The sequence below is a fragment of the Pseudomonas sp. LFM046 genome (assembly GCF_000949385.2).
GTDB lineage: Bacteria > Pseudomonadota > Gammaproteobacteria > Pseudomonadales > Pseudomonadaceae > Metapseudomonas.
The window spans coordinates 3,075,194-3,098,551 of record NZ_JYKO02000001.1; the positions used below are offsets into that span (position 1 = coordinate 3,075,194).

Consider the following 23,358-nt stretch of genomic DNA (forward strand, 5'->3'; position numbering starts at 1 on the left):
GGTATTTTTCTGTCATTCACTCCCGCCGGAGCCAGGCATGGAATTGCACATCGTCATCCAGGGCAGCAAGGACCTGTCCGGGCAGCTGTATCGGCAGCTGCGCGAGGCCATCGAGTCTGGCCGCCTGAAGCCCGGCACACGCTTGCCGCCCAGCCGTCTGCTGGCCGAGCAACTGGGTATTTCCCGCAAGACGGTGTCCGATACCTACGCCCTGCTCACCTACGACAACCTCCTCACCGGCAAAGTCGGATCGGGCACGTTCGTCAATGCCCAGGCTTCCGTCCAGCGCCGCAAGCAGGGGCACGAATCCCTGGCCAGCGCCGCGATCATTTCCAAGTGGCGGAATATCTCCACGGCGCTGGGCCATCCGTCGATGGACGCGATCCTGCGCTACGACTTCATCGGCGGCGCCACCATCCGCAACCAATTCCCCCAGGATGACTGGCGTCGTTGCGCCCAGCACGCCCTGCGCCAGACGGCGAAATCCCGCGGCCTGTACAGCCAGCCCGCCGGCCTGCCGGCCCTGCGCGACGCCATCGCCCGTCACGTCGCCTTTTCCCGAGGTGTGCACTGCAATGCCGAAGAGGTGGTGGTCTGTCACGGTGCCCAGCAGGCGCTGGACCTCCTCGCGCGGGTGCTGATCGAGCCCGGCTGCAGCGTGGCGGTAGAAGACCCTGGCTACCCACCGGCCCGACAGCTGTTCGCCTCCCAGGGCGCGGAGGTGATCGGCGTGCCGGTGGATGCCGAAGGTATCTGCGTCGACGCAATTCCCGAGCATGTGCGGCTGATCTACGTGACACCCTCCCACCAGTTCCCCCTGGGCATGTCCATGAGCCAGGCCCGGCGCGAGGCATTGCTGGAAAAGGCCCTGCGCATCGGCGCGGTGATCATCGAAGACGACTACGACTGCGAATTCCGCTACGAAGGGCGTCCCACCGACACCCTGCAGAGCCTCGATAGCCAGGGCGCGGTGGCCTACGTCGGCACCTTCTCCAAGACCCTTCAGCCGGAGCTGCGGCTGGGTTACTGCATCCTGCCGCCGGCGCTGATCGAAGCGGTCACCGCCGCCAAGCAGATCACCGACTTGCACTGCTCCACCCTGACCCAGTGGACCCTGGCCAAGTTCATCGAAGAAGGTTGCCTGCTCAAGCACATCCGCCGCTGCCACACCATCTACGCCAGCCGGCGGGAGCGCATCCTCGAACGCTTCCAGGGCGACCTCTCGCCCTGGTTCGAGCCCGTGCCCTCGGTGGCCGGTTTCCACCTCGCCGCCCTGGCCAAGGTGCCGCTGGACATCCCGCTGCTGGTGGATCTGGCGCGGAAGGTGGATGTGGGGCTCTACACCCTCGCGGGCTTCTCCTACCAGGTACCGCCGCGCGATGGCCTGTTCCTCGGCTACGGCGCCATCGAGACCCTGGACCTCGACCCGGCGCTGGATCGGGTGCGGGATATACTCGAACAGATTGCGTAGCTTCGGACGCTGGGCTGCTTTCCTGTGGGGACCTTCAGGCCGTAGGGTGCGCTGTGCGCACCGATTCCGGGATCGTCCCCGGCACCCTGTCAAACCGCCGGTGCGCACGGCGCACCCTACCCGATTGGCTTCACCCTGCTTGGGCGCCTGAGCCATCAGCGGACGCGCGTAATGAAAAAGGGGCTGATCCGGTCAGCCCCTTTCTTCATTCAGCCCGGACGATCAGCGACGATCGCGCCAGATGGTCTGCACATTGAGGAACTCGCGCAGGCCGAAGTGGGAGAGCTCGCGGCCGTAGCCGCTCTTCTTCACGCCACCGATCGGTACGCGCGGGTCGGAGGCGGTGAAACCGTTGATGAACACCGCACCGCTGACGATTCGGCGGGCCAGTTTCTGCGCCTTGGCCGCATCAGTGGTCCAGAGGGCGCCGCCCAGGCCGAACTCGCTGTCGTTGGCCAGTTCCACCGCATGCTCGGCATCGCGGGCGACGATCAGGGATGCCACCGGGCCGAAGATTTCCTTGCGGAAGGCGGTCATGTCCGGGGTCACGTCTGCCAGAACGGTCGGCGCGTAGTAGTTGCCCGTACCGATCAGCTTGTGGCCGCCCAGCAGCAGGGTCGCGCCCTCAGCCAGGGTGGCCTGGACCTGGCCATCCAGCTCGTCGCGCAGGTCGAAGCGGGCCATGGGGCCGATGAAGGTGGAATCCGCCTGCGGATCGCCGATCTGCAGGGCCTTGACCGCCGCCACGAAGCGCTCGGTGAAGGCTTCGGCAATCGGTGCCTCGAGGATGATGCGCTTGGCCGCGATGCAGACCTGGCCGGCATTGTTGAAGCGGCTGGTAACCGCCGCCTTCACGGCCTGGTCCAGATCAGCGTCGGCCAGCACGATGAAGGGGTCGGAACCGCCCAGCTCCAGCACGCACTTCTTCAGTGCTGCACCAGCCTGGGAGGCAATGGCGGCACCCGCGCCGACGCTACCGGTCACCGCGACCATGGCGATACGCGGGTCGGCGATGGCCACCGACACCAGCGGCGGCTCGACGTTGATGACTTCGAACACGCCTTCCGGCAGACCAGCCTCGGCCCAGGCAGCGGCCAGCAGACGGGCGCAGCCCATGACGTTCGGGGCGTGCTTCAACACGTAGCTGTTGCCGCCGAAAATGATCGGCACGGCGCCGCGCATGACCTGCCACACCGGGAAGTTCCAGGGCATCACGGCCAGTACCGGGCCCAGCGGCAGGTAGGCCACCACTGCCTTCTCTTCCTCCACCAGAGTGGGTTCGTCGGCCACCATGGCCGGACCGTGCTCGGCGTACCACTCGCAGAGCTTGGCGCACTTCTCGATCTCGCCACGGGACTGGCTGATCGGCATGCCCATTTCAGTGGTGGTCATCCGCGCCATGGCCTCGGCATTGGCGCGCAGCGCCTTGGCCATACGCAGCAGGCCATCGGCACGCGCCTCGACGCTGAACTGGCTCCAGGTGTCGAAGCCGCGCTTTGCGGAAGCCAGGCTGGCTTCCAGGGCGGCGGCGTCCTGGTAGGGATAGCGGGCGATTTCTTCGCCGGTGGCCGGGTTGCGGGAAATGGCAGCAGGCTGGGTCATGGTGGCCTCGTTATACGTAAGAGCCGGTCAGGGCTCGCAATCAGACTTGCGGCGAAATTAAGGCAGCAGTTGATTCACGTAAAACGAATAATCGAGAAGAAATTCTTCACGAAAAAAGAACGGTAAGCGGCAGACCCCTCTCGCTTGCTCTGGATCGTAGGGTGCGCTGTGCGCACCGATTCCGGGATCGGCTTAATACAAGGGCGGTGCCACACGGGGCTGATGGCCATTCAGCCGCCACCCCCTGCCCCCATGCCCCCGCGTCAGTGGCCAGCTCCGATGCTCCGGATCGGACAATTGGGTGGTGACCACATAGACCCGCTGTTCATGACCATGGCGCAGCAGCAGGCATTGCAGTGATTGGCCATCTTCCACCTTGACCCAGCGCGGCTCGCCTTCCCGGGTCATCTCCATGAAGCGGGTCACCCGGGCCAGCACCGAAGCCGGGCAGAAGCGGCCCCAGCCTTCCGGGACCGTGCCGTCGTCCGGCAGCCAGCCGGTGATGGGCAATTCGCCCTGCTCGTGACTGCGTCGCCCCCAGGGAATCCACACCACGCCCCGCACCGGGTCGTGGATGGGCAATGCCGCATCGGCGTCGGGGTAGTTGATGAGTTGCCGTGATCCTTCGGCGGTGTAAAGCCCACTGACCTCCACGGAATGACACATGACTGCCTCCCCTAGCCGACGCAACTGCCATCGCTGGCAGTACTGCAGGTGCAGGGCCGATCGTTGGCGAACGGTTTTTTTCAACCCCTGATGCCTGAGTTTCGTGGGCGGCCAACAGGAGTCAAGACGCCCCGACGGCACCCTTGACGGGAGGGCAAGAGACGCGACGAAACGCGTGAGGCCCGAAAATGGGGGGCAGGGCGCAACCCCGGATGGGTGTTGGAACCGTTACGTTCGTCGGGATTCATGAACGAATTTTTCAGCCTCCAAGTCCATCCCCTGAGGAGGTTGAGACACCCGTGTTCCAGCCATTCCAACCCATGACGCGTATCTCCCATCAACTGAGCCAAACAACTGACGTGCCGCTTTTCAAGCGTGATTGCACGAGGGCACGTTCGTACTTTTTTCACTGACAAGAACAATGCTTGGGGGGACGGAGTAGCCATGAACCGTTCCAATGCATTTCACAATGGCCCCCGACGGACATTCGGCGCAGCGCATGTCGAATCCCGAAGGTCCTTTCTCAAGATTTCCGCCGCCGCGATGGCGACACCTCTCCTGGTCCGGTCGTTGCCAGCCGCCAGCGAAGGCAGTGGCGCATCCAGTCCACCGAGCACGCCCTGGGCGATCGAGCTGCCCACCGAGATCACACCGCTAGCAGCGACAACGCTTGATCCGGCCCCCACTGAAGCGGCCAATACCGCCGCCGGGGAGGCGGGTCGCGTACCCCACCAGCGCTTCAACGAGTTGGGCGTTCAAGAGACCTATGAACTGAGCGCCGCGGAGCGCCCCGACTGGGTGTTCAACCCGGCCTATCCGCCCCAACCCATCTGGGGCTTCAAGGGCAATGGCGAAGTCACCACCCCGGGGCCGGTCATCGTCGGCCACTACGGGCGACCGAGCATCGTGCGCTTCCGTAATCAACTGCCCCAGGATCACCAGGGCTTCGGTTCTCCCGAAATCTCGATACACCTGCACAACGCGCACACCGCGTCGGAAAGCGACGGGTTCCCCGCTGACTTCTTCAGCCCGATCAAGGCCGGTCCCACCCTGGGTGGCCCCGGTCAATTCAAGGACCATCACTACGGCAATATCTGCGCCGGCCTCGACGAATTCCAGAATGGCATCGGAGACCTGCGGGAGGCCCTGGGGACGCTGTTCTACCACGGCCACACCATGGATTTCACAGGGCCCAATGTCTACAAGGGACTGCTGGGGTTCTACCTGCTGTACGACGAGATCGACTCGGGCGACGAGCGAGACCCCAACCCTTCCGCGCTGCGTCTGCCCAGCCACCCTTACGACTATCCCCTGGCCTTTGCGGACAAGCGCTTCGACGCCGACGGCATCCTGTTCTGGGACCAGGTGGACCCGGACGGCGTGCTGGGCGACAAGATCGCGGTCAATGGTGTGATTGAACCGCTCCTGCGGGTTGCGGCGCGCAAATACCGCTTCCGCCTGCTCGACGGCGGCCCCAGCCGTTTCTACGAGTTCCACCTGACGGACGCCAACGGTGCGGATCAGACCTTCACCTACATCGCCAATGACGGCAACCTGCTGCCGGCGCCCCTGCGCAACCAGACCAGCGTCAGCCTCGGCGTGGCCGAACGGGCCGACATCGTCGTGGACTTCTCGGCGTTTCCGATCGGTACCGAACTCTTCCTGGTCAACCGGCTGGAGCAGACCAGCACCCGCAAGCCTGATGGGACGACCAGCCCGGGCACGCCCGTGCTGAAATTCGTCGTTGATCGCGCGCCACCGGAACAGGACCTCAGCCAGGTACCCGACACGCTGCGGGAACTGCGCCCACTGGACCCGGCCGAGATCGACTCGGCGCAGGTGCGGCGCTGGGACTTCGAACGTCGCAACGGCATGTGGGCGGTCAATGGCCAGTTCTTCGACCCCACCCGGGCCAGCGCCACGGTTCGCCAAGGTTCCTTCGAGATCTGGGAACTCGCCAACGACCACGGCGGCTGGGTACACCCGGTCCATATCCACTTCGAAGAAGGGCGGATCCTCAGCAAGGTCGTGGACGACGTCGAGGTGCCCATCCCGCCCCATGAACAGGGGCGCAAGGACGTCTACGTGCTCGGCGAGAACACGATCCTGAGGGTGTTCCTGCGTTTCCGCGACTTCGTCGGCAAGCACCCGATCCACTGCCACAACATGATCCACGAGGACCACGCGATGATGGCCAGGTGGGATATCGAACTCGACCCGCAAGGCCCGTCCGCCAGCGCCGGCCCCTCCAGTTCGGGCACGCCGACCGCCCCGGCTACTCCGGCCCCTTCGACCGGCCCGGCTCCTTCAGCAAACCCGGCCAGTCCGAGCACCCCGAATAACCCGGACACCCCGGGTACAGGAGGCAGCTTATGAATACTCGACGCACACTCCTGGGCGGCGTAGGGCTTGCCGCATTGGGTAGCGCACTCTGGTACGCCGTTCCGAATACGGACGATGACAGCGTAAGGTCCGGCGCCACCCCCTTCCCCAACGTGTGGCTTTACACCCAGGACGGGGACAGGGTGCGCTTCTATGACGACCTGATCCGCGACAAGGTCGTTGCGCTCAACATGATGTACGTGATGTGCGAAGGCATCTGCCCGACCATGACCAGCAACCTGCGCAAGCTGCAGACACTGCTGGGCAGTCGTGTGGGCCGGGACGTCTTCATGTACTCCATTACCCTCCGCCCGGAGATGGATTCGCCCCAGGTACTAAAGGATTACGCCACCAAGCACAGGGTGCTGCCCGGCTGGTTGTTCCTGACCGGGGAGCCGGCGGATATCAAGCGCGTGCGCTATAGCCTGGGCTTCTACGACCCGGTGCCGGAAGTGGACGCCAACCTCGCCACCCACACCGGCATGGTGCGTATCGGCAACGACCGCACCCGGCGCTGGACCATGGCGCCGGCACTGTGTGACGCAGAACGCATCATCACCACCATCAACCATGTGGACACAACGATGATCGCGACGGCCTATCAGCGTGACACCGCTCCCGCATGACGATTGAGACGCCAACCTGCCGCCTCACCCCGGTCCTCTTCGCGTTCCGGGGTGAGGCAGGATGGCCGTTTCAGAGAACAGTTCCGACGTGACTGTCCCTCAAGGACGCCCCTCCGAAGCAACCCTCAAAAAAATTCTTTGCACGCTGTAACGGCCGGCGCTCGGCCTTGTCTCCTATTTCGAAGGCGGTGCGTCCCAGCAGTGCGGGAAAGCCCGCCATACTTGGGCAACCAGCCCTTGCTGCCCTCAGAAACGGAGATAAGAACCATGAAAACCTCAACTGCTTCTGTCGTATCCGCAACCAGCCTCGCCCTTGCACTGAGCACCGCCATCGGCTTGGCCACGGCTCCCATGAGCGTGCAGGCCGCCGATAAAGAGAAGTGCTATGGCGTGGCCATGAAAGGCAAGAACGACTGCGCCGCCGGTGCCGGCACCTCCTGCGCGGGCACCGCGAAGATGGACTACGAAGGCAGCCACTGGAAATACGTACCGTCCGGCACCTGCGAGAAGACCGCTTCGCCCTCCTCGCCCACCGGTTACGGCCAGCTCCAGGCGTTCAAGGAAGAGAAGAAGAGCTGATCCATACCGGCAGGAGCGCTGACCCATGACCCCCTCCCCTCGCCCTCACGCTCCTGCCGGCCGATTGCCGGCCCGGGCCGGCATCGGGCTCAAGTCCCAGCATTACCGGGACATCCTCGACACCCGACCGGCCTTGGGCTTCTTCGAGATACACGCCGAGAACTACATGGTGGACGGCGGTCCCTTCCACCACTACCTGGGCCTGATCCGGGAGGCCTACTCGCTGTCCATTCACGGCGTCGGCCTGTCCATCGGCGCCGACCAGCCCCTGAATACGGCCCATCTTGATCGCCTCGCCGCGTTGATCCAGCGCTACCAGCCGGCGTCCTTTTCCGAGCACCTGGCCTGGTCCACCCACGGCGACGTTTTTCTCAATGACCTGCTGCCGCTGGCCTACGACCAGGACAGCCTGGAGCGGGTCTGCCGCCATATCGACCAGGTGCAGACGCACCTCAAGCGCCCGATGCTGCTGGAGAATCCGGCCACCTACGTCGAATTCGAAAGCTCCAGCCTGGATGAAGCCGAGTTCATCAGCGAAGTGGTGCAGCGTACCGGCTGCGGCCTGTTGCTGGACCTCAACAACGCCTACGTGTCCTGCATCAACCACCAGCGCGATCTACGCGCCTATATCAATGCCCTGCCGCTGCACGCGGTGGGTGAAATCCACCTGGCCGGTTTCGCCGAAGACAGCGATGCCGCCGGTGCCCGGCTGCTGATCGACCATCACGGTTCGCCGGTGGATGCTGCCGTCTGGGCCCTTTACCGCGAAACCCTGGAGCGCCTCGGCCCGTTGCCCACGCTGATCGAGCGGGACAACGACATCCCCGCCTTTGAGGTGCTCGCCGAGGAAGCCGCCCGTGCCGACCGGTTGCTGCAGCGGGAGGCGGCATGAACACCGAGACCTTCGCCAGCGCCCTGCTCGACCCGGAGCTACCCTGCCCTCCCGGCCTGCGCGCCTGGAATGGCTCCGACCCGGCGCGGCGCTTCGCCGTCTACCGCAATAACGTGCTGGCCTCCCTGACCGGAGCCCTGGCCGAGACCTTCCCCGTGGTCCAGCAACTGGTGGGGGACGAATTCTTCCGCGCCATGGCCCGCCTGTATGTCCAGGCGAATCCGCCACGCTCGGCCTTGCTGGCGTTCTATGGCGACGGTTTTCCCGATTTCATCGGCGCCTTCCCACCGGCCACCGGCCTGCCCTACCTGGCCGATGTGGCGCGGCTGGAACTGGCGCGGGTTCACGCCTACCACGCCGCCGACCGGGCACCGCTGGATGGCGCCAGCCTGGCCCTCGCCCTGGGGGACCCCGATCAGCTTCCGGGGATGCGCCTGGTGCTGCATCCCTCGGTGGCGGTCCTCGATTCCGACTTCGCCATCCTGTCCCTCTGGGCCGCCCATCAGGGGTTGGGGGAACTGGCTGAGGTCGAGCTGGGCCAGCCCGAATGCGCGCTGGTCCTGCGCAACGGACTTGAAGTCGAAGTCAGCCGGATCGGCCCCGGCGCCATGGCCTTCATCCAGGCGCTGGGCGCCGGTGTGCCGCTCGGCCAGGCCGTCGCCGCGGCACTGGCGATCGACACCGGATTCGACCTCGGCACCACCCTCGCGCAGCTCCTTGCGGGCGGCGCCATCACCCAGTTCGCCCTTCAGGGCGGGAGACCGGCCACATGAACGCGACCATCCAGATCCAATACAGCCATCTGCCGGTGAAACTGGTGCATCAGGCCATTGAGCTGTGCAAGCGGATTCCCTATAGCCTGGTGGCCTTCGTGGCCCGCTTCTCCATCGCCGCGATCTTCTGGAAGTCTGGACAGACCAAGGTGGAAGGCCTGGTCATCGATCTGGTGGACGGCACCTTCCAATTGGGCGTGCCCCGTCTTTCCGAGTCAGCCATCCCGCTCTTCACCGACGAATACAAGCTGCCCTTGCTCTCCCCGGAAATCGCCGCCCACCTGGCGGCCTTCGGCGAGCACTTTTTCCCGGTGCTGATCCTGTTCGGCCTGGCCACGCGTTTCTCGGCCCTGGCCCTGCTGGGCATGACTCTGGTGATCGAGATTTTCGTCTACCCCGACGCCTACCCGACCCACGGCGTCTGGGCCGCGACCCTGCTGCTGCTGATCACCCGGGGGCCCGGTGTGCTCTCGCTGGATCACCTGATCGCCAAACGCTACCAGCTGTAGGGGCACATTCATTCGCCCCTACAGCTGGTAGCGGGTTCTGCCACACATCCTTCAACGGCTGATCCGAAACGCCTTCGGCGACTGCCCCGTACCGCGCTTGAAGAAGCGCGAAAAATACGCCGGCTCGGAAAACCCCAGGCTGTCCGACACCTGATTGATGGTCATCGCCGTGTAGACCAGGCAGCGCTTGGCCTCCAGCAGCAGCCGCTGGTTGATCATCTGCAAGGCGGACTGCCCGGCAAGGCGCCGGCACAGGGCATTGAGATGGGCGGCGCTGATGCCCAGGCGCCCAGCGTACTGCTCGATGGGCAGGTGCTCGCGAAAGTGCTGTTCCAGCAGCCGGGTGAACTCCTGCAGGTGCAGACGGCCACGGTCCTGCTGCTGGGCGTCGGACTGGGTCTGGGCCAGCGACCGGCGGCCGATCCACACCAGCAGCACGCTGATCAGCGATTGCAGCATCAGCTCCCTGCCCGGCGCCTGCTGGGCGTACTCCCGGCTGATGGCCTCGAACAGGGTGTCCAGGTACGGCTGGCTGTCGCCGGCCTCGAAGCATGCCGGCGTCAGCAACGCCTGGCTATCCAGCAGGCCGGCCACCTGCTCCACCAGCGGCAGCGCCAGGGTCAGCACATGGCCGTCCACGTCGCTGGAGAAGCGGAAGCCATGCACACACAGGGTCGGGACCACCTGCAGGGCTGCGCGTTCGATGTGGTTCACCTGGCCCTCCACCTCCAACTCGGCGGTACCCGAGCGCACATAGAGCAGCTGCACCAGATCGCCGTGCTGATGGGGCCGGATCTCCCATTCGTGCAAGCGACTGCGGGACTCGATGGACTCCCAGTGAATCAGGTCCGGCGTCGGCCAGGCCGCCGTCTCGCCGTACAGCTTGAACACCGGAACGGGATTGGCGGTGAGTTTCGACATGACCCAGCGATCCTCGAAAAATCCATGAAAGTCGTTGGATATTGCCTTCAAAGCCAGTGCTCATCCACAAAAAATACAGGCGCATCACAACAACAGGTGAGCCGACACCGCCTTGAGCCGGCCACTGGAACTCTTCGAGAGGACAAGAACAATGAAAACTCAGGTCGCCATCATCGGCGCCGGCCCGTCCGGCCTTCTCCTTGGCCAGCTGCTGCAAAAAGCTGGTATCGACAACGTCATCATCGAACGCCAGAGCCCGGACTACGTCCTCGGCCGCATCCGCGCCGGGGTGCTGGAACAGGGCATGGTGGAACTGCTGCGGGAAGCCGGCGTCAGCGCACGCATGGACCGTGAAGGTCTGGTGCACGACGGCTTCGAACTGGCCTTCGACGGCCGCCGCGAACACATCGACCTCAAGGGCCTGACCGGCGGCAAGACCGTGATGATCTACGGCCAGACCGAAGTCACCCGCGACCTGATGGAAGCCCGCGAGGCCTGCGGCGCGCGCACCTTCTACACCGCCGCCAACGTGCAGCCCCACGACCTGAAGTCCGACGCGCCCTACGTCACCTTCGAGCAGAACGGCGAGACCCTGCGCATCGACTGCGACTACATCGCCGGCTGCGACGGCTTCCACGGGGTGTCGCGCCAATCCATACCCGCCGGCGTCCTCAAGGAGTTCGAGCGGGTCTACCCCTTCGGCTGGCTGGGTGTACTGGCCGATACGCCGCCGGTGAACGACGAGCTGATCTATGCCAACCATGAGCGCGGCTTCGCCCTGTGCAGCATGCGTTCGCCCACCCGCACCCGCTACTACGTGCAGGTCTCCACCGACGAGAAGGTGGACGACTGGTCCGACGAGCGCTTCTGGGAGGAGCTAAAGAGTCGGCTGCCGGAGCAGACCGCGGCAAAACTGGTCACCGGCCCCTCCATCGAAAAGAGCATCGCGCCCCTGCGCAGCTTCGTGGTGGAGCCCATGCAGTACGGCCGCCTGTTCCTGCTGGGCGACGCCGCCCACATCGTCCCGCCCACCGGCGCCAAAGGGCTGAACCTGGCCGCCAGCGACGTGAACACCCTGTTCCGTATCCTGGTGAAGGTCTACGGCGAAGGCCGCCTTGAGCTTCTGGAGCAGTACTCCGCCATCTGCCTGCGACGCATCTGGAAGGCCGAGCGCTTCTCCTGGTGGATGACCTCCCTGCTCCACCGCTTCCCGGAAACCGACGCCTTCGGCCGCCGCATGCAGCAGACCGAACTGGACTACTACGTCGGCTCCGAAGCCGGCCGCCGGACCATTGCGGAGAACTATGTGGGCTTGCCGTACGAAGCGATTGGCTGAGCCACAAGCGGCCTCGCGCAACGCCATTTCGCGGGATGGATCGAGCCTGCGAAACTTATCCATCGGAGGCTCGTAGGGTGAACCACGCTTCATCACCAACACGCCTGGCAGCCCCGCGCCCATGACCTAGGCTTGCACAGGCAAGCCGGAAGAATTCCAGAGGTTCGGGAACGGAGCAGCGCGATAACGGATTGGCCAGAGAACGGCCGGCATTTCCCGGAACCCGGAGTGATTCTGCCCTCGTATTTCATGCAGTTCTTGCAGACCTCAGGAGTGCAGTCATGGCGCAGCAGAATTCCATTCATGCCAATCCCGGCCAGAAACTTCGCGGTGTGAACCTCGGCGGTTGGCTGGTGCTCGAGAAGTGGATGACCCCCAGCCTTTTCGAAGGCTTGCAGGCCACCGATGAAACCACCTGGTGTGCCGAGATGGGCAAACGTGCCCCGGACCGGTTGAAGCAACACTGGAACAGCTTCATCACCCGCGATGACTTCGTCTGGCTCAGCGAGCGCGGCATCAACGCCGTGCGCATCCCCCTGGGCCACTGGATCTTCGGGCCGGATTACCCCTACCACACCAAGTACGGCGAAGCCCGCCATCCCTTCGTCGAGGGCGGTATCGAGGTGCTTGACCGCGCCTTTGGTTGGGCGGCTGAACTGGGACTGCGGATCGTCCTGGACCTGCACGCCGCGCCCGGCTGCCAGAACGGCTTCGACAACGGCGGCATCAAGGATGTCTGCGAATGGCACACTCAGGACCAGTACCGCGAGCATTCGCTGAGCGTCCTGGAACGCCTGGCCGAGCGTTACCGCGACCAGCCCGCCCTGCACGCCATCGAGGTCCTCAACGAACCCCGCTGGGATGTGCCGACCGACTACCTCAAGGGCTACAACCTCGACGCCTACCAGCGCATTCGCCGGCATTGCAGCGCGGACAAGGTCAGCGTGGTCTTCCACGACGGCTTCCGTGCCTACGAGGAGTACCTGGGGTTCATGCAGGCGCCGGAATTCGCCAACGTGGTGTTCGATATCCATCGTTACCAGTGCTTCGAGCGCATCGATATCGACAGCGACATCTACACCCACGTGCACAAGGCCAGCGGCCAGTGGAAGACCGAGGCCGATGGGATCATCCAGCGGCTGAAGATTCCCGCCTACTGTGGTGAGTGGAGCCTGGGCCTGGACCTGAAAGTGGTCTCGCTCTGGGCCGAAGGCCCGTTCAACCACGCCCTGGAAAACATGGACAGCTTCCAGAAGGACGTCGCCTATCGCGGCTATGCCGCCGCGCAACTGCTGACCTTCGAAAAATACCTGGGCTGGTTCTTCTGGAGCTACAAGACCGAAACCACGCCGGCCTGGTGTTTCCGCGAATGCGTCCGGCGCGGCTGGTTGCCCTCAACTTTTTCGTAGTGCACGCAGGGGCGTGCCATAGCCGACCATAGCGTCATCCGGCAGGTGATGGAGCAGGAGCTTGCGTTGGTAGTTCCGCTCCAGACCTGCCTGGAAGCTGATGGCCATCAGCGTCGTGTCCGGCAGTTCGCGGTGCAGCAGGTCCATCAGGTATTCCTCACCCTTGGGTTCAAAGGCGCTGGTGGCTTCTTCGATGAAGACCCAGGCAGGCTGCTGCAGGAACAGGCGGGCGATGGCCAACTGCTGTTGGGCCCGCAGCGGCAATACGCTCTGCCAGTTCTCCGCTTCGTCCAGGCGCTTGGCCAACCAGGCGAGCCCGGCGCATTCCAGGGCGCCGTACATGGCATTGGCGGCGTAGGTGTCGGTCGGGTGCGGGTAGCTCAACACGGCCCGCAGGCTGCCAACCGGCAGGAACGGGCGTTGCGGCAGGAAGCAGATCGCCGGGCCCGCAGGCAGCCAGACCTCCCCATGCCCCCACGGCCACAGGCCGGCCATCACCTTGAACAGGCCGATGGTGATGGTGGGGTCGCCTGAGATCAGCACCCGCTCGCCACGCTGGATCACCACATTGAGCCCTTCGATCAGGACCTTGCCGTCGGGGTTGGAGATGCACAGGTCACGCAGCACGATTTCAGTCTTCTGCGACTGCGCCAGGCAGATGCGGTCGACCTGCGGCCCGGCGGCCTGCTCCTCCAGGTACAGCAGGTCGCCGTAGAGGCTCATTACCCGATCCGCCGAGGCCCGGCAGCGTGCCAGTTCGGCCAGGTTGTCGATCGGCCAGGAGAGTGCCGAGGTCAGTTGCTGGAACGCCTGCGCGGCCTGCATCAGCACCCCGAGGGTCATGCTGCCGGCGACGTACTGGGGCGCCATGACCAGGATCGGGAAGACCGGCAGCAGGACGCCGTAGCCCGAAGAGAAGGACACGATGCCGAGATACGCGAGGGTCTGGCGATAGAAGCGGCGCCCCAGTTCCGCGAAGTACGCCGTTGAATTCCGGCGCTCTGCGGCTTCTCCCTGCATCAGCGCGATGGACTCGGAGCTTTCCCGCGCATGGGCCAGCCCGAAGCGGAAATCCGCCTCGGCGGACTGCAACTTGTTGGTCGCCTTGATCAACGGGCGCCCCAGCAGCAGGCCGAACAACGTGCCGGTACCGGCATAGGCAACCGCCAGGATCACCATGTAGCCCGGCACCATCAGGGCAGTTCCGGGGACATTCATGCTGCCGGTCACCGTCAGCAGGATGTCGGCAAAGGTGCCGAAAATCAGCAGCGAGTAGACCAGCGAGTGCGTCAGGGAAATCGAGCTTTCGGTGACGACGTGAATGTCTTCGGCGATCCGGCCATCCGGGTTGTCATGCTCGCCCTCGGTCAATTGCAGCTGGTAGTGATGCCCGTGGGCCATCCATTTCTCGAGGACCTTGGCCGTGAGCCACTTGCGCCAGTCCAGTTGCAGCCAGCGCTTGACCCGCATGTGCAATGCCGTGACGCCCACGGTCAGCAGGAGGATCACCACGAAGGTGCCGATCTGCACCATCAGGCGATTCAGTGATCGGGCTTCAAGGGCATCGAAGAGCGCGCGGTTCCAGTAGTTGATGCAGATCACCAGCGCGACCTGGGCCAGGGTGAGCAGGAGCAGCGCCACGGTGTAGCCGCGCGCCTTCCACTTCTCTTCGGCGTTCCAGTACGGCATCACCAGCCGCAGGAACTGCCAGCGTCTTGTAGCGATTGGCCGGGACATCAGTCGCCACTCCGTGCGGGGTGCAAGGGTGCGGCAACTCCCGGACCATCGGCGACCACTCGCCGCAGCACTCGAACGACGCGGCGTGTTCCCCATGATAGGCGGGTCCGACTTCCCGCCCTGAACAACATTGAAATAATCATTTGACCCCCTGCTGCTAGAGGCCGAAGCCTCAGGTTCCTCAGCGAACTCCGGGGAGTGCGTTATGTGCCCTTCCGAACATTTCAGGTCCGGTCAGGGACTGACGCAGGGCGTCGCCACAGCAGGCGAATTGCGATCAGCCGGTCAGGGAATCGCGGCTCGTCGAACTCGGCGCGCGGCTGCACCAGGTATCTAGATTCAAGCACATGGAATTGGAGCTGGACGTTTTTTCCGGACCGTCGCGCGCCTGGGGCCGACAAAGGTCGATGGGCAATCAGGACCGGACGCCCCCGGTTGCCCGTTTCCAGTCAGCCCGCCTTGCCGATCAGCTGGCTGATTACCGCCCGCAATTTGCCCGGCTTCACCGGCTTGTTCAGCAGCGGCACGCTCAAGTCCTGCAGCTTGCGGCGGCACTGGTCGCTGCGGTCGGCGGTGATGATCACCGCTGGCAGCTCACGCGCGAAACGCTGACGCACGGCCTGGATCAGGTCGCAGCCCACCACGCCATGATCCAGGTGGTAATCCACCAGGATCAGGTCCGGCGCCTGTTCGCCAAGGGCCTCCAGTGCGCCGTCCACGTCCGTGGCGGTGAGCACCTGGCAGCCCCACTGGGCCAGCAACGCAGACATGCTTTCGAGAATCCCCGGCTCGTTGTCCACCACCAGCAGGCGCTGGCCGGGAAGCGGGTCGCCGGTCACCGGGCGCGGCTCCGGATTCGCTCGCGCCTGGGGCTGCGCCTGCACCAGGGGCACGTCGATGCTGAACACCGATCCACGGCCCGGTTGCGAACGCACCTGGACACGGTACTCCAGCATGCTGGCGATGCGGTCGACGATGGCCAGGCCCAGACCCACGCCCTTGCGCTCCGCGGCACGGCCCACATCCAGCTGGTTGAACTCGAGGAAGATCGCTTCCAGCTTGTCTGCCGGAATCCCCCGCCCGGTGTCCCAGACTTCCAGCCGCAACCTATCCCCGCAGCGACGCGCGCCGAGCAGGATGCGCCCACGCTCGGTGTAGCGGCAGGCATTGCTGAGGAAGTTGCGCAGGATGCGCGTCAACAAGCGGAAGTCAGTGCGGATGCACAGGTGTGGAATGCGCACCCGCAGGCCCAGGCCGGCGGCTTCGGCCACACTCTGGAATTCCGACGCCAGGGGGCCGAGCACGTCCTCCAGCGCGTAGGTATCCAGGTCCGGTTTGATGGCGCTCTGGTCCAGCTTGGAAATGTCCAGCAGGTCGGTCAGCAGGTCCTCGGCCCCTTCCAGGGCCTGGTGCGTCCGCTCCACCAGTTGCTTTTCAGAGCCCGGCAGTTCGCGTTCGCGCAGGGTGGAGACCAGCAGCCGCGCGGCGTTCAGCGGTTGCAGCAGGTCGTGGCTGGCCGCAGCCAGGTATTTGTCCTTGCTCAGGTTGGCCGCTTCGGCGGCATCCCGTGCTTCGCGCAGCTGTTCATTCAGGCCCTGGAGTTCCCGCGTGCGCTCCAGCACACGCTGCTCCAGTTCGTCATTGAGGGTCTGCAGGCGCTGCTGGGCGAGGATGCGCTCAGTGATATCGGCGACGAAGCCTTCCACGAGCCCTTCTTCGTCGGGCTTCAGCAGCAGGTTCATCAGCACATCCACGTGGCTGCCGTCCTTGCGCACCAATCGGGTTTCGTAGCCGAACAGACCACCCTCCCGTTGCAGGGCGCGGCGGATCTCCACCAGTTCGGCGGCACCTCCGGCGAACAGGTGGCTGGCGAGGTCCGTGAGGCTCCACAGGCAGTCCTGGGGCGAGTCGTAGCCAAGCATCCGCGCCAGGGCCGGGTTCGCCGCGCGCAGCCCCTGCTGCAGGCTGGCCTGGAAGATGCCGTGCACCGCGTGCTCGAAGAGCCATTTGTAGCGGTTGCGCTCGGTCTCCAGCTCCTCCAGCCGTGCCAGCAGCTCCGGGTAATGGCTCTTGCGCGCGGAGTGGCTGCCCAGTCCCAGCAGGCCGGTCAGGGCATCGCGCTGATCGTCAGAGGGCCTCTTCATAGACCACCTCGACATCCCGCTGGCTGGATTCGCGCGGGTTGGTGAGGATGCAGGGGTCGTGCATGGCGTGGTGCGAGAGGAAAGGAATGTCCGAAGTCCCGACACCGTGCAGGCGCAGGGTCTCGTGGAAGCCCACCGCGTGTTTGAGCGTCACCAGATGCTCCACCAGCCGCTGGCGCACCTGGTTCTGGTTCAGGCCACGGCAGTCGATGCCGAGGGTTTCGGCGATCACCTTGAAGCGATCCGGCGCAGCGCTGTAGTTGAACGCCACCACATGCTCCACCAGCACCGCGTTGCACAGCCCGTGGGGCAGGTCGAGGAAGCCACCGAGGCTGTGGGACATGGCGTGCACCGCGCCGAGGATGGCGTTGGAGAAGGCCAGCCCGGCCTGCATGCTGCCGAGCATGATCTTCTCGCGCAGAGCGATGTCCTGGGGGTTGGCGATCATCGCCACCAGGTTGCCGTTGATCAGCCGCATCGCCTCCAGGGCGTGGGGGTCGGTCAGCGGGCCGTGGCCGGTGGAGACGAAGGCTTCAATCGCATGCACCAGGGCGTCGATGCCGGTACAGGCGGAGAGGAAGGGGTCCATGCTCAGGGTGGTTTCCGGGTCGATCAGCGACACGTCCGGCACCACCGCCTTGCTGACGATGGAGAACTTCATCCGCTCCTGCTGGTTGGAAATGATCACGAACTGCGACACGTCGGCAGACGTGCCGGCGGTGGTCGGAATGAGGATCAGCGGCGGGCTGGGCACGGTCAGGGTGTCCACGCCTTCGAATTCCAGGATGCTGCGGCCATGGGCGGCCACGATGCCAATGCCCTTGGCGCAGTCCATGGGACTGCCGCCACCCACGGCGACAATCACGTTGCAGCCCATGGAACGGTAGAACTCGGCGCCCTGCATCACTTCTTCGACGCGGGGGTTGGGGGATACCTGGGTGTAGAGGCAGTAGTCGATGCCCTGGGCCTGCAGGCTGGCTTCGATATCCGCCACCCAGCCGGCGGCCTGCACACCGGGGTCGGACACCACCAGCACCTTGCGCGCGCCAAAGGTGCTGGCGTAGTTGCCGACGTTATGCCGGCAACCGGCGCCGAAAATGATCTCGGGAGACACGAACTTGCGAAGCGGGCTGATATCGTGACGCATCAAACAGCTCTTCTTGTATTTATGGGGTGAGTAGGACCCAGCCTACTGGATTCCGAGGGCATTTCAATCAGACCTTTGGGCGCTTTCCTGGTCCAGGGGCCGCAATCTCCTGTAGGGACGAATTCATTCGCCAAGGGCGGCGAAGCTGCCCCCCGGTGATCCTCAAGGGCGAACCTGCGGTCCGCTTGGCGATTGAAATCGCCCCTACACAAAGCCGCCCCGGGCAGTTCGTTACTCCAGCAACCGCCGATAGAACGCCAACTCCGCCTCCAGCGCATGGGCCAGGTTCGCGGCCTGGCGGAAGCCGTGGCGCTCCTCCGGGTAGACATGGCATTCCACCTGGCGCCCTGCCTCTTTCAATGCGGTCACCATGCTGGCGGTCTGCTCCGGCACCACCACGGCGTCCTGCCCACCCTGGAAGAAGATCACCGGTGCGCCGATCTCCCGCGCCCGCAACACAGGCGTGCGCCGGCGATAGCGCTCGACATCTCGCACCGGGTCGCCGATCAGCCAGTCCAGGTAGTCGGCCTCGAACTTGTGGGTGTTCTCCCGCAGCGCCAAGGGGGCGCTCACGCCGTAGTAACTGGCACCGCCGCAAAACGGCGTATCCCCGACCAGCGCCAGCAGGGTGGTGAAGCCACCGGCGCTGGAACCGCGAATGAATGCCCTGTCCGGGTCCACCAGACCCAGCCCGGCGAGATGGAACAACAGCGCCTTGGCGTCCTCCACATCCAGCTCCCCCCAGCCCCCGGCCAGACGCTGCCGATAGGCGCGGCCGTATCCGCTGCTGCCCCGGTAATCGAGGTCAGCCACGGCGAAGCCGCGCTGGGTCCAGAACTGAACGCGCGGGTCGAAGACCGGCTGGCAGGCGGAGGTCGGACCGCCATGGCAGAACACCAGCAGCGGTGGGCGCTGGTCGTCGGGGCCGCGATAGGCCGTGTTGCAAGGCGGATAGAAGAATCCGTACGCCGACTCCCCGGCTCCCACGGGGAATCGCAAGGGCCGAGGCCGTGCGATCTCGTCGAGTGGGAGTTCGGCACTGCCGCCGGCCAGGACCTGCATGCTGGCGTCCCGGCGGTCAATGGACAGCACAGCGCTGGCGTTTTCCGGCCCGGCGGCGATGCAGTAGTAATGCCCCCCATCCGCCGCCAGTTGGCGGAAGCGGCTGTAGCCGGTCGCCAGCAGTTGGCAATCATCCCCGACCAGGTCGCACTGGCCATCCACCAGCCAACACCGCAGCCCGGCTTCCGGCAGATAGCTGCAAGCACCCAATTGCCAAGGCGCCGGACCATGGTCGGCATGGGCCGCCGCCAAGGGCCGCAGCTGATCGTTCTCAAGCGCCCACGGCTGCCACCAACCGTTGCGATCACTGAGGCAATGCAGACGCCCATCGGCATCGAAGCGCGGCTGTTGCAGGGACACACCGCCCTCCCCTCCAGCCAGGATTTCAGCTGCCCCCCAACCCGCCCCCACGCGGCGCCGCAGGCACAGGCGGGTCTCGGTCCAGGGCTGGGCGGGACGGCTCCATTCGATCCAGACAAGCGTCTGGCCATCCGGGCTGATGCGTGGCGCGGCATAGAAGTCCGCACCCTCGACCAGCACCTCGCGTGCGCCATCGGCCAGGGCGATCGCCACCAGCCGGTGGGTGCCCTGCTCTTCCTCGACCGCCAACACACCCTGCGCCCCACTCCAGAGATCGCCATAGCGACAATCGGGGTTCCGGGTCAGCACGACAGGAGCGCCGGACATTGGCTGGAAATACAGCTGCTGGTCAGCCTCGTTGACGAACACTACGCCGCCGGGCACCAGGCAGAAGGCGCCGCCGCCATATTCGTAGACCCGGCTGCGCAACGAGAAATCGGCCGGCGTCAGGCAGCTTGCCTCCCCCGCCTGCCAGCGCCAGAGCGTGGTGCGGCCATCGGCGGGGTCGAACAGGGTCCAGAACAGCCCGGACGGTCCGCAGCGCAGCTCGACGAAGTCGCGACTGGCGGCGACGGCGCGTTCCGCGCTCCAGGGGCTGTCCCAGAAACCGAAGGGACGGATTTCAGGCGCGGCAAATGATTTTTGAAGTTCGCTCATTGCGGTAGGTCAGCTGCTCCAGGGTTCCAGCAGCATGGTCCGCCTCCTCCCGCGCCGCCAGTATTTTCCCGTGGTGGGCGGACTTGGCGCACACCGGGTCGGCGTTGCTGGCGTCTCCGGTGAGCATGAAGGCCTGGCAGCGGCAGCCGCCGAAGTCCCGCTCCTTCTCATCGCAGGAGCGGCACGGCTCGGGCATCCAGTCGTAACCGCGAAAGCGGTTGAAACCGAAGGAGTCGTACCAGATGTGCCGCAGGCTGTGGTCCTTCACATTGGGGAACTGCACCGGCAGCTGCCGCGCGCTGTGGCACGGCAAGGCAGTGCCGTCCGGGGTGATGTCGAGGAACAGGCTGCCCCAGCCGTTCATGCAGGCCTTGGGGCGCTCCTCGTAGTAATCGGGGGTGACGAAGATCAGCTTGCAGGGGTGTTTTTCCGCCGCCAGCTTCGCCCGGTACTCATTGGTAATGCGTTCGGCGCGCTCCAGTTGGGCGCGGGTCGGCAGCAGGCCGGCGCGGTTCAGCTCGGCCCAGCCGTAGAACTGGCAGGTGGCGAGTTCGACGAAGTCCGCTTCCAGCTCGATGCACAGCTCGATGATTCGCTCGATCTGGTCGATGTTGTGCCGGTGGGTGACGAAGTTCAGCACCATCGGGTAACCCGCCGCCTTTACCGCACGGGCCATGGCCAGCTTGTGGGCGAAAGCCTTGCGCGAGCCGGCGAGCAGGTTGTTCACCTCCTCGTCGGCGGCCTGGAAGCTGACCTGGATATGGTCCAGACCGGCCTGGCTGAGGGCGGCGATGCGTGCTTCGGTCAGGCCGATGCCGGAGGTGATGAGGTTGGTGTAGTAGCCCAGGTCGCGGGCAGCGCGGACCAGTTCTTCCAGGTCCTGGCGCCCCAGCGGCTCGCCTCCGGAAAAACCCAGCTGCGCCGCACCCAGTTCGCGGGCCTGGCGGAACACCTCGATCCACTGCGCGGTGGTCAGCTCCTCGCTGTGCTTGGCGAAGTCCAGCGGGTTGGAGCAGTACGGGCACTGCAGCGGGCAGCGGTAGGTCAGCTCGGCCAGCAGCCAGAACGGCGGCCCCGGCGGGTTCTCAGGCTTCGAGTTGCAACCAGAACTGGGCATGGGCCACCTCGATGAACGCCAGGATGTCTTCGTTGAGTCCGGGAACGTCCGGGAAGCGTCGGCGCAGGTCGAAAATGATCTGCGCCACTGAACGCTCGCCATCCACCAGCCGGAGTATTTCCCCGGCGCTCTCGTTCAGCCGCACCATGCCCTCCGGGTAGAGCAGCACGTGGCAGCCCTGGGCCGGTTCCCATTGCAGGCGAAAGCCCCGGCGCAGGTGGGGTACTTGCTGGATATCGAAGTCACTCATAGGGCGATCCCCCGGTGCCAGATCCGCTCGCGGGTCACAGTGTGGTAAGGCGGACGCTCCAGCTCGTAGGCCATGCTCATGGCGTCGAGCATGCTCCAGAGCACGTCCAGCTTGAATTGCAGGATTTCCAGCATGCGCTGCTGGGCTTCCCAGGTGCGGTAGTGGTCGAGGGTGATGCGCAGACCGTGCTCGACATCGCGCCGCGCTTCTTTCAGGCGCTTCCTGAAGTAGTCGTAGCCGGTCGGGTCGATCCACGGGTAGTGCTGCGGCCAGCTGTCCAGCCGCGACTGATGGATCTGCGGGGCGAACAGCTCGGTCAGCGAACTGCTCGCCGCCTCCTGCCAGGTGGCGCGGCGGGCGAAGTTGACGTAGGCGTCCACCGCGAAGCGCACCCCCGGCAGCACCAGCTCCTGGGACAGCACCTGCTCGCGGTCCAGCCCCACCGCCTCGGCCAGGCGCAGCCAGGCCTCGATTCCGCCGTCCTCGCCGGGTGCACCGTCATGGTCCTGGATGCGCTGAATCCATTCGCGGCGGGTGTCGCGGTCCGGGCAGTTGGCGAGGATGGCGGCATCCTTCAGCGGGATGTTCACCTGGTAGTAGAAGCGGTTGGCCACCCAGCCCTGGATCTGCTCGCGGCTGGCGTGCCCTTCGTACATGGCGCGGTGGTACGGGTGGTGGATGTGATAGCAGGCGCCCTTGGCGCGCAGGGCCTGCTCGAATTCCGTGGGGCTCATGGCGCTCTGGCTCATGCTCGGTTCCCTCGTAGGGTGCGCCGTGCGCACCTTGAATGGTTCGGCGTGCGTTACAACTCGATGCTCATGCCATCCCAGGCCACTTCGATGTCATGGCGGCCCAGTTCGGCGCGCTCGGCGGAATCGACATCAAGAATCGGGTTGGTGTTGTTGATGTGGATGAGCACCTTGCGCGGTCCGTCGAGGCCGTCGAGCACCTCGAGCATTCCGCCTGGGCCGCTCTGCGGCAGGTGGCCCATCTCGCTGCCGAGCTTGTCGCCCACCTCGCAGTGGCGCATTTCGTCGTCGCGCCAGAGCGTGCCGTCCACCAGCACGCAGTCGGCGCGGCGCATCCAGCCAAGCAGTGCCTCATCCACCTGTCCGAGGCCGGGGGCGTAGAACAGGCGTCCGCCGGTGTTCAGGTCCTCGATGAACAGGCCGATGTTGTCGCCCGGGTGCGGGTTGCCCCGGTGCGGCGAATACGGCGGCGCGCTGCTGCGCAAGGGAATGGCGGTGAATTGCAGGCCCGGACAGGCAGGAATCTCGAAGGCCGGGCTGGCGAGGTCGATGCGCTGCCAATCCAGGCCACCATTCCAGTGCTGGAGCATGGTGAACAGCGGGAAACCGCTGGTGAGGTCCTGGTGGACCATGTCGGTGCACCAGACGCTGTGCGGGCAGCCCTCGCGCAGGCTGAGCAGGCCGGTGACGTGGTCGATCTGGCTGTCCAGCAGGATGATCGCGGAGATGCCGGTGTCCCGCACCCGGCGCGCCGGTTGCAGCGGCGGGAAGGCCTCCAGCTGGGCACGAATGTCGGGCGAGGCATTGCACAGCACCCAGTCGATGCCGTTGGCGCTGAGGGCGATGGAGGACTGGGTACGCGGCTGGGCGCGCACCTTGCCACTGCGCACGCCCCGGCAGTTGCGGCAGTTGCAGTTCCACTGGGGGAAGCCGCCACCGGCGGCCGAGCCGAGAATCTGGATATGCATG

Annotated in this window: 20 protein-coding genes; 9 read left to right on the forward strand and 11 right to left on the reverse strand. The window is 65.2% G+C overall.

Annotation, left to right across the window (positions count from 1 at the left end; genetic code table 11):
• Positions 1-37: 37 nt before the first annotated feature.
• A complete protein-coding gene (locus TQ98_RS14135; protein ID WP_044872384.1) occupies positions 38-1,471 on the forward strand; it encodes a PLP-dependent aminotransferase family protein in 1,434 nt (477 codons plus the stop codon).
• Between the two features lie 222 nt (positions 1,472-1,693).
• Here the strand turns inward: TQ98_RS14135 and TQ98_RS14140 are convergent, their stop codons facing one another.
• Together TQ98_RS14140 and TQ98_RS14145 are read right to left on the reverse strand one after the other, a co-directional pair.
• Positions 1,694-3,073: an aldehyde dehydrogenase family protein gene (locus TQ98_RS14140; protein ID WP_044872383.1), complete on the reverse strand. Its 1,380-nt coding sequence runs from the start codon at positions 3,071-3,073 to the stop codon at positions 1,694-1,696.
• A gap of 192 nt (positions 3,074-3,265) precedes the next feature.
• Positions 3,266-3,739 carry a hypothetical protein gene (locus TQ98_RS14145; protein ID WP_044872382.1) on the reverse strand — a complete coding sequence of 158 codons (474 nt, stop codon included), beginning with the start codon at positions 3,737-3,739 and terminating at the stop codon, positions 3,266-3,268.
• A 570-nt stretch (positions 3,740-4,309) separates the two neighbouring features.
• On the opposite strand from TQ98_RS14145, the gene TQ98_RS14150 reads away from it, so the two are divergent.
• The 6 genes from TQ98_RS14150 (at position 4,310) to TQ98_RS14175 (ending at position 9,500) form a co-directional block, all read left to right on the forward strand.
• Positions 4,310-6,115 (forward strand): multicopper oxidase domain-containing protein, encoded by a 1,806-nt coding sequence (locus TQ98_RS14150; protein WP_347337825.1) that lies wholly within the window; start codon positions 4,310-4,312, stop codon positions 6,113-6,115.
• A complete protein-coding gene (locus TQ98_RS14155) occupies positions 6,112-6,747 on the forward strand; it encodes an SCO family protein (protein WP_044872381.1) in 636 nt (211 codons plus the stop codon). The genes TQ98_RS14150 and TQ98_RS14155 overlap by 4 nt, the downstream gene beginning before the upstream one ends.
• Positions 6,748-7,014: 267 nt before the next feature.
• Complete coding sequence (locus TQ98_RS14160; RefSeq protein ID WP_044872380.1) at positions 7,015-7,326, forward strand: DUF2282 domain-containing protein; 312 nt, start codon at positions 7,015-7,017, stop codon at positions 7,324-7,326.
• Positions 7,327-7,351: 25 nt separating this feature from the next.
• A complete protein-coding gene (locus tag TQ98_RS14165) occupies positions 7,352-8,218 on the forward strand; it encodes a DUF692 domain-containing protein (RefSeq protein WP_044872379.1) in 867 nt (288 codons plus the stop codon).
• A complete protein-coding gene (locus TQ98_RS14170; protein ID WP_044872378.1) occupies positions 8,215-8,991 on the forward strand; it encodes a putative DNA-binding domain-containing protein in 777 nt (258 codons plus the stop codon). The genes TQ98_RS14165 and TQ98_RS14170 overlap by 4 nt, the downstream gene beginning before the upstream one ends.
• Positions 8,988-9,500, forward strand: coding sequence for a DoxX family protein (locus TQ98_RS14175; protein ID WP_044872377.1), 513 nt, complete (start codon positions 8,988-8,990; stop codon positions 9,498-9,500). Before TQ98_RS14170 ends, TQ98_RS14175 begins: the two co-directional genes overlap by 4 nt.
• Before the next feature lie 51 nt (positions 9,501-9,551).
• On the opposite strand, the gene TQ98_RS14180 is transcribed toward TQ98_RS14175, so the two are convergent.
• Entirely contained in the window at positions 9,552-10,421 is an 870-nt protein-coding gene (locus TQ98_RS14180; protein WP_044872376.1) for a helix-turn-helix domain-containing protein, read from the reverse strand.
• A 151-nt stretch (positions 10,422-10,572) separates the two neighbouring features.
• On the opposite strand from TQ98_RS14180, the gene pobA reads away from it, so the two are divergent.
• A complete protein-coding gene (gene pobA, locus TQ98_RS14185) occupies positions 10,573-11,757 on the forward strand; it encodes a 4-hydroxybenzoate 3-monooxygenase (RefSeq protein ID WP_044872375.1) in 1,185 nt (394 codons plus the stop codon).
• Between the two features lie 281 nt (positions 11,758-12,038).
• The gene (locus tag TQ98_RS14190) at positions 12,039-13,166 is read left to right on the forward strand and encodes a cellulase family glycosylhydrolase (RefSeq protein ID WP_044872374.1); all 1,128 of its coding nucleotides are present in this window, start codon (positions 12,039-12,041) and stop codon (positions 13,164-13,166) included.
• Here the strand turns inward: TQ98_RS14190 and TQ98_RS14195 are convergent.
• From TQ98_RS14195 to pqqB, 8 genes are all read right to left on the reverse strand, one after another.
• Positions 13,152-14,903: an SbmA/BacA-like family transporter gene (locus tag TQ98_RS14195; protein WP_044872373.1), complete on the reverse strand. Its 1,752-nt coding sequence runs from the start codon at positions 14,901-14,903 to the stop codon at positions 13,152-13,154. The two genes, TQ98_RS14190 and TQ98_RS14195, sit on opposite strands and share 15 nt — an antisense overlap.
• A 449-nt stretch (positions 14,904-15,352) precedes the next feature.
• On the reverse strand, positions 15,353-17,047 hold the full coding sequence (locus TQ98_RS14200) for a NahK/ErcS family hybrid sensor histidine kinase/response regulator (RefSeq protein WP_044872372.1): 1,695 nt from the start codon (positions 17,045-17,047) through the stop codon (positions 15,353-15,355).
• Entirely contained in the window at positions 17,031-18,194 is a 1,164-nt protein-coding gene (gene ercA / locus TQ98_RS14205; RefSeq protein WP_044872371.1) for an alcohol dehydrogenase-like regulatory protein ErcA, read from the reverse strand. Before ercA ends, TQ98_RS14200 begins: the two co-directional genes overlap by 17 nt.
• 231 nt (positions 18,195-18,425) lie before the next feature.
• Complete coding sequence (locus TQ98_RS14210; protein ID WP_044872370.1) at positions 18,426-20,273, reverse strand: prolyl oligopeptidase family serine peptidase; 1,848 nt, start codon at positions 20,271-20,273, stop codon at positions 18,426-18,428.
• Entirely contained in the window at positions 20,239-21,390 is a 1,152-nt protein-coding gene (pqqE, locus tag TQ98_RS14215) for a pyrroloquinoline quinone biosynthesis protein PqqE (RefSeq protein WP_044872369.1), read from the reverse strand. Before pqqE ends, TQ98_RS14210 begins: the two co-directional genes overlap by 35 nt.
• Positions 21,359-21,640 carry a pyrroloquinoline quinone biosynthesis peptide chaperone PqqD gene (gene pqqD, locus TQ98_RS14220; protein WP_044872368.1) on the reverse strand — a complete coding sequence of 94 codons (282 nt, stop codon included), beginning with the start codon at positions 21,638-21,640 and terminating at the stop codon, positions 21,359-21,361. Before pqqD ends, pqqE begins: the two co-directional genes overlap by 32 nt.
• A complete protein-coding gene (pqqC, locus tag TQ98_RS14225; RefSeq protein WP_044872367.1) occupies positions 21,637-22,389 on the reverse strand; it encodes a pyrroloquinoline-quinone synthase PqqC in 753 nt (250 codons plus the stop codon). The genes pqqD and pqqC overlap by 4 nt, the downstream gene beginning before the upstream one ends.
• A gap of 53 nt (positions 22,390-22,442) precedes the next feature.
• Positions 22,443-23,357, reverse strand: a complete 915-nt coding sequence (gene pqqB, locus TQ98_RS14230) for a pyrroloquinoline quinone biosynthesis protein PqqB (protein ID WP_044872366.1) — start codon at positions 23,355-23,357, stop codon at positions 22,443-22,445.
• Between the last annotated feature and the right edge of the window lies 1 nt (position 23,358).

Excerpts from the sequence above, each read along its gene's own strand:
- TQ98_RS14135 (WP_044872384.1), top strand. The coding sequence starts at position 38 with ATGGAATTGCACATCGTCATCCAGGGCAGCAAGGACCTGTCCGGGCAG.
- TQ98_RS14140 (WP_044872383.1), bottom strand. The coding sequence starts at position 3,073 with ATGACCCAGCCTGCTGCCATTTCCCGCAACCCGGCCACCGGCGAAGAA.
- TQ98_RS14145 (WP_044872382.1), bottom strand. The coding sequence starts at position 3,739 with ATGTGTCATTCCGTGGAGGTCAGTGGGCTTTACACCGCCGAAGGATCA.
- TQ98_RS14155 (WP_044872381.1), top strand. The coding sequence starts at position 6,112 with ATGAATACTCGACGCACACTCCTGGGCGGCGTAGGGCTTGCCGCATTG.
- TQ98_RS14160 (WP_044872380.1), top strand. The coding sequence starts at position 7,015 with ATGAAAACCTCAACTGCTTCTGTCGTATCCGCAACCAGCCTCGCCCTT.
- TQ98_RS14165 (WP_044872379.1), top strand. The coding sequence starts at position 7,352 with ATGACCCCCTCCCCTCGCCCTCACGCTCCTGCCGGCCGATTGCCGGCC.
- TQ98_RS14170 (WP_044872378.1), top strand. The coding sequence starts at position 8,215 with ATGAACACCGAGACCTTCGCCAGCGCCCTGCTCGACCCGGAGCTACCC.
- TQ98_RS14175 (WP_044872377.1), top strand. The coding sequence starts at position 8,988 with ATGAACGCGACCATCCAGATCCAATACAGCCATCTGCCGGTGAAACTG.
- TQ98_RS14180 (WP_044872376.1), bottom strand. The coding sequence starts at position 10,421 with ATGTCGAAACTCACCGCCAATCCCGTTCCGGTGTTCAAGCTGTACGGC.
- pobA (WP_044872375.1), top strand. The coding sequence starts at position 10,573 with ATGAAAACTCAGGTCGCCATCATCGGCGCCGGCCCGTCCGGCCTTCTC.
- TQ98_RS14190 (WP_044872374.1), top strand. The coding sequence starts at position 12,039 with ATGGCGCAGCAGAATTCCATTCATGCCAATCCCGGCCAGAAACTTCGC.
- TQ98_RS14195 (WP_044872373.1), bottom strand. The coding sequence starts at position 14,903 with ATGTCCCGGCCAATCGCTACAAGACGCTGGCAGTTCCTGCGGCTGGTG.
- TQ98_RS14200 (WP_044872372.1), bottom strand. The coding sequence starts at position 17,047 with ATGAAGAGGCCCTCTGACGATCAGCGCGATGCCCTGACCGGCCTGCTG.
- ercA (WP_044872371.1), bottom strand. The coding sequence starts at position 18,194 with ATGCGTCACGATATCAGCCCGCTTCGCAAGTTCGTGTCTCCCGAGATC.
- TQ98_RS14210 (WP_044872370.1), bottom strand. The coding sequence starts at position 20,273 with ATGAGCGAACTTCAAAAATCATTTGCCGCGCCTGAAATCCGTCCCTTC.
- pqqE (WP_044872369.1), bottom strand. The coding sequence starts at position 21,390 with ATGCCCAGTTCTGGTTGCAACTCGAAGCCTGAGAACCCGCCGGGGCCG.
- pqqD (WP_044872368.1), bottom strand. The coding sequence starts at position 21,640 with ATGAGTGACTTCGATATCCAGCAAGTACCCCACCTGCGCCGGGGCTTT.
- pqqC (WP_044872367.1), bottom strand. The coding sequence starts at position 22,389 with ATGAGCCAGAGCGCCATGAGCCCCACGGAATTCGAGCAGGCCCTGCGC.
- pqqB (WP_044872366.1), bottom strand. The coding sequence starts at position 23,357 with ATGCATATCCAGATTCTCGGCTCGGCCGCCGGTGGCGGCTTCCCCCAG.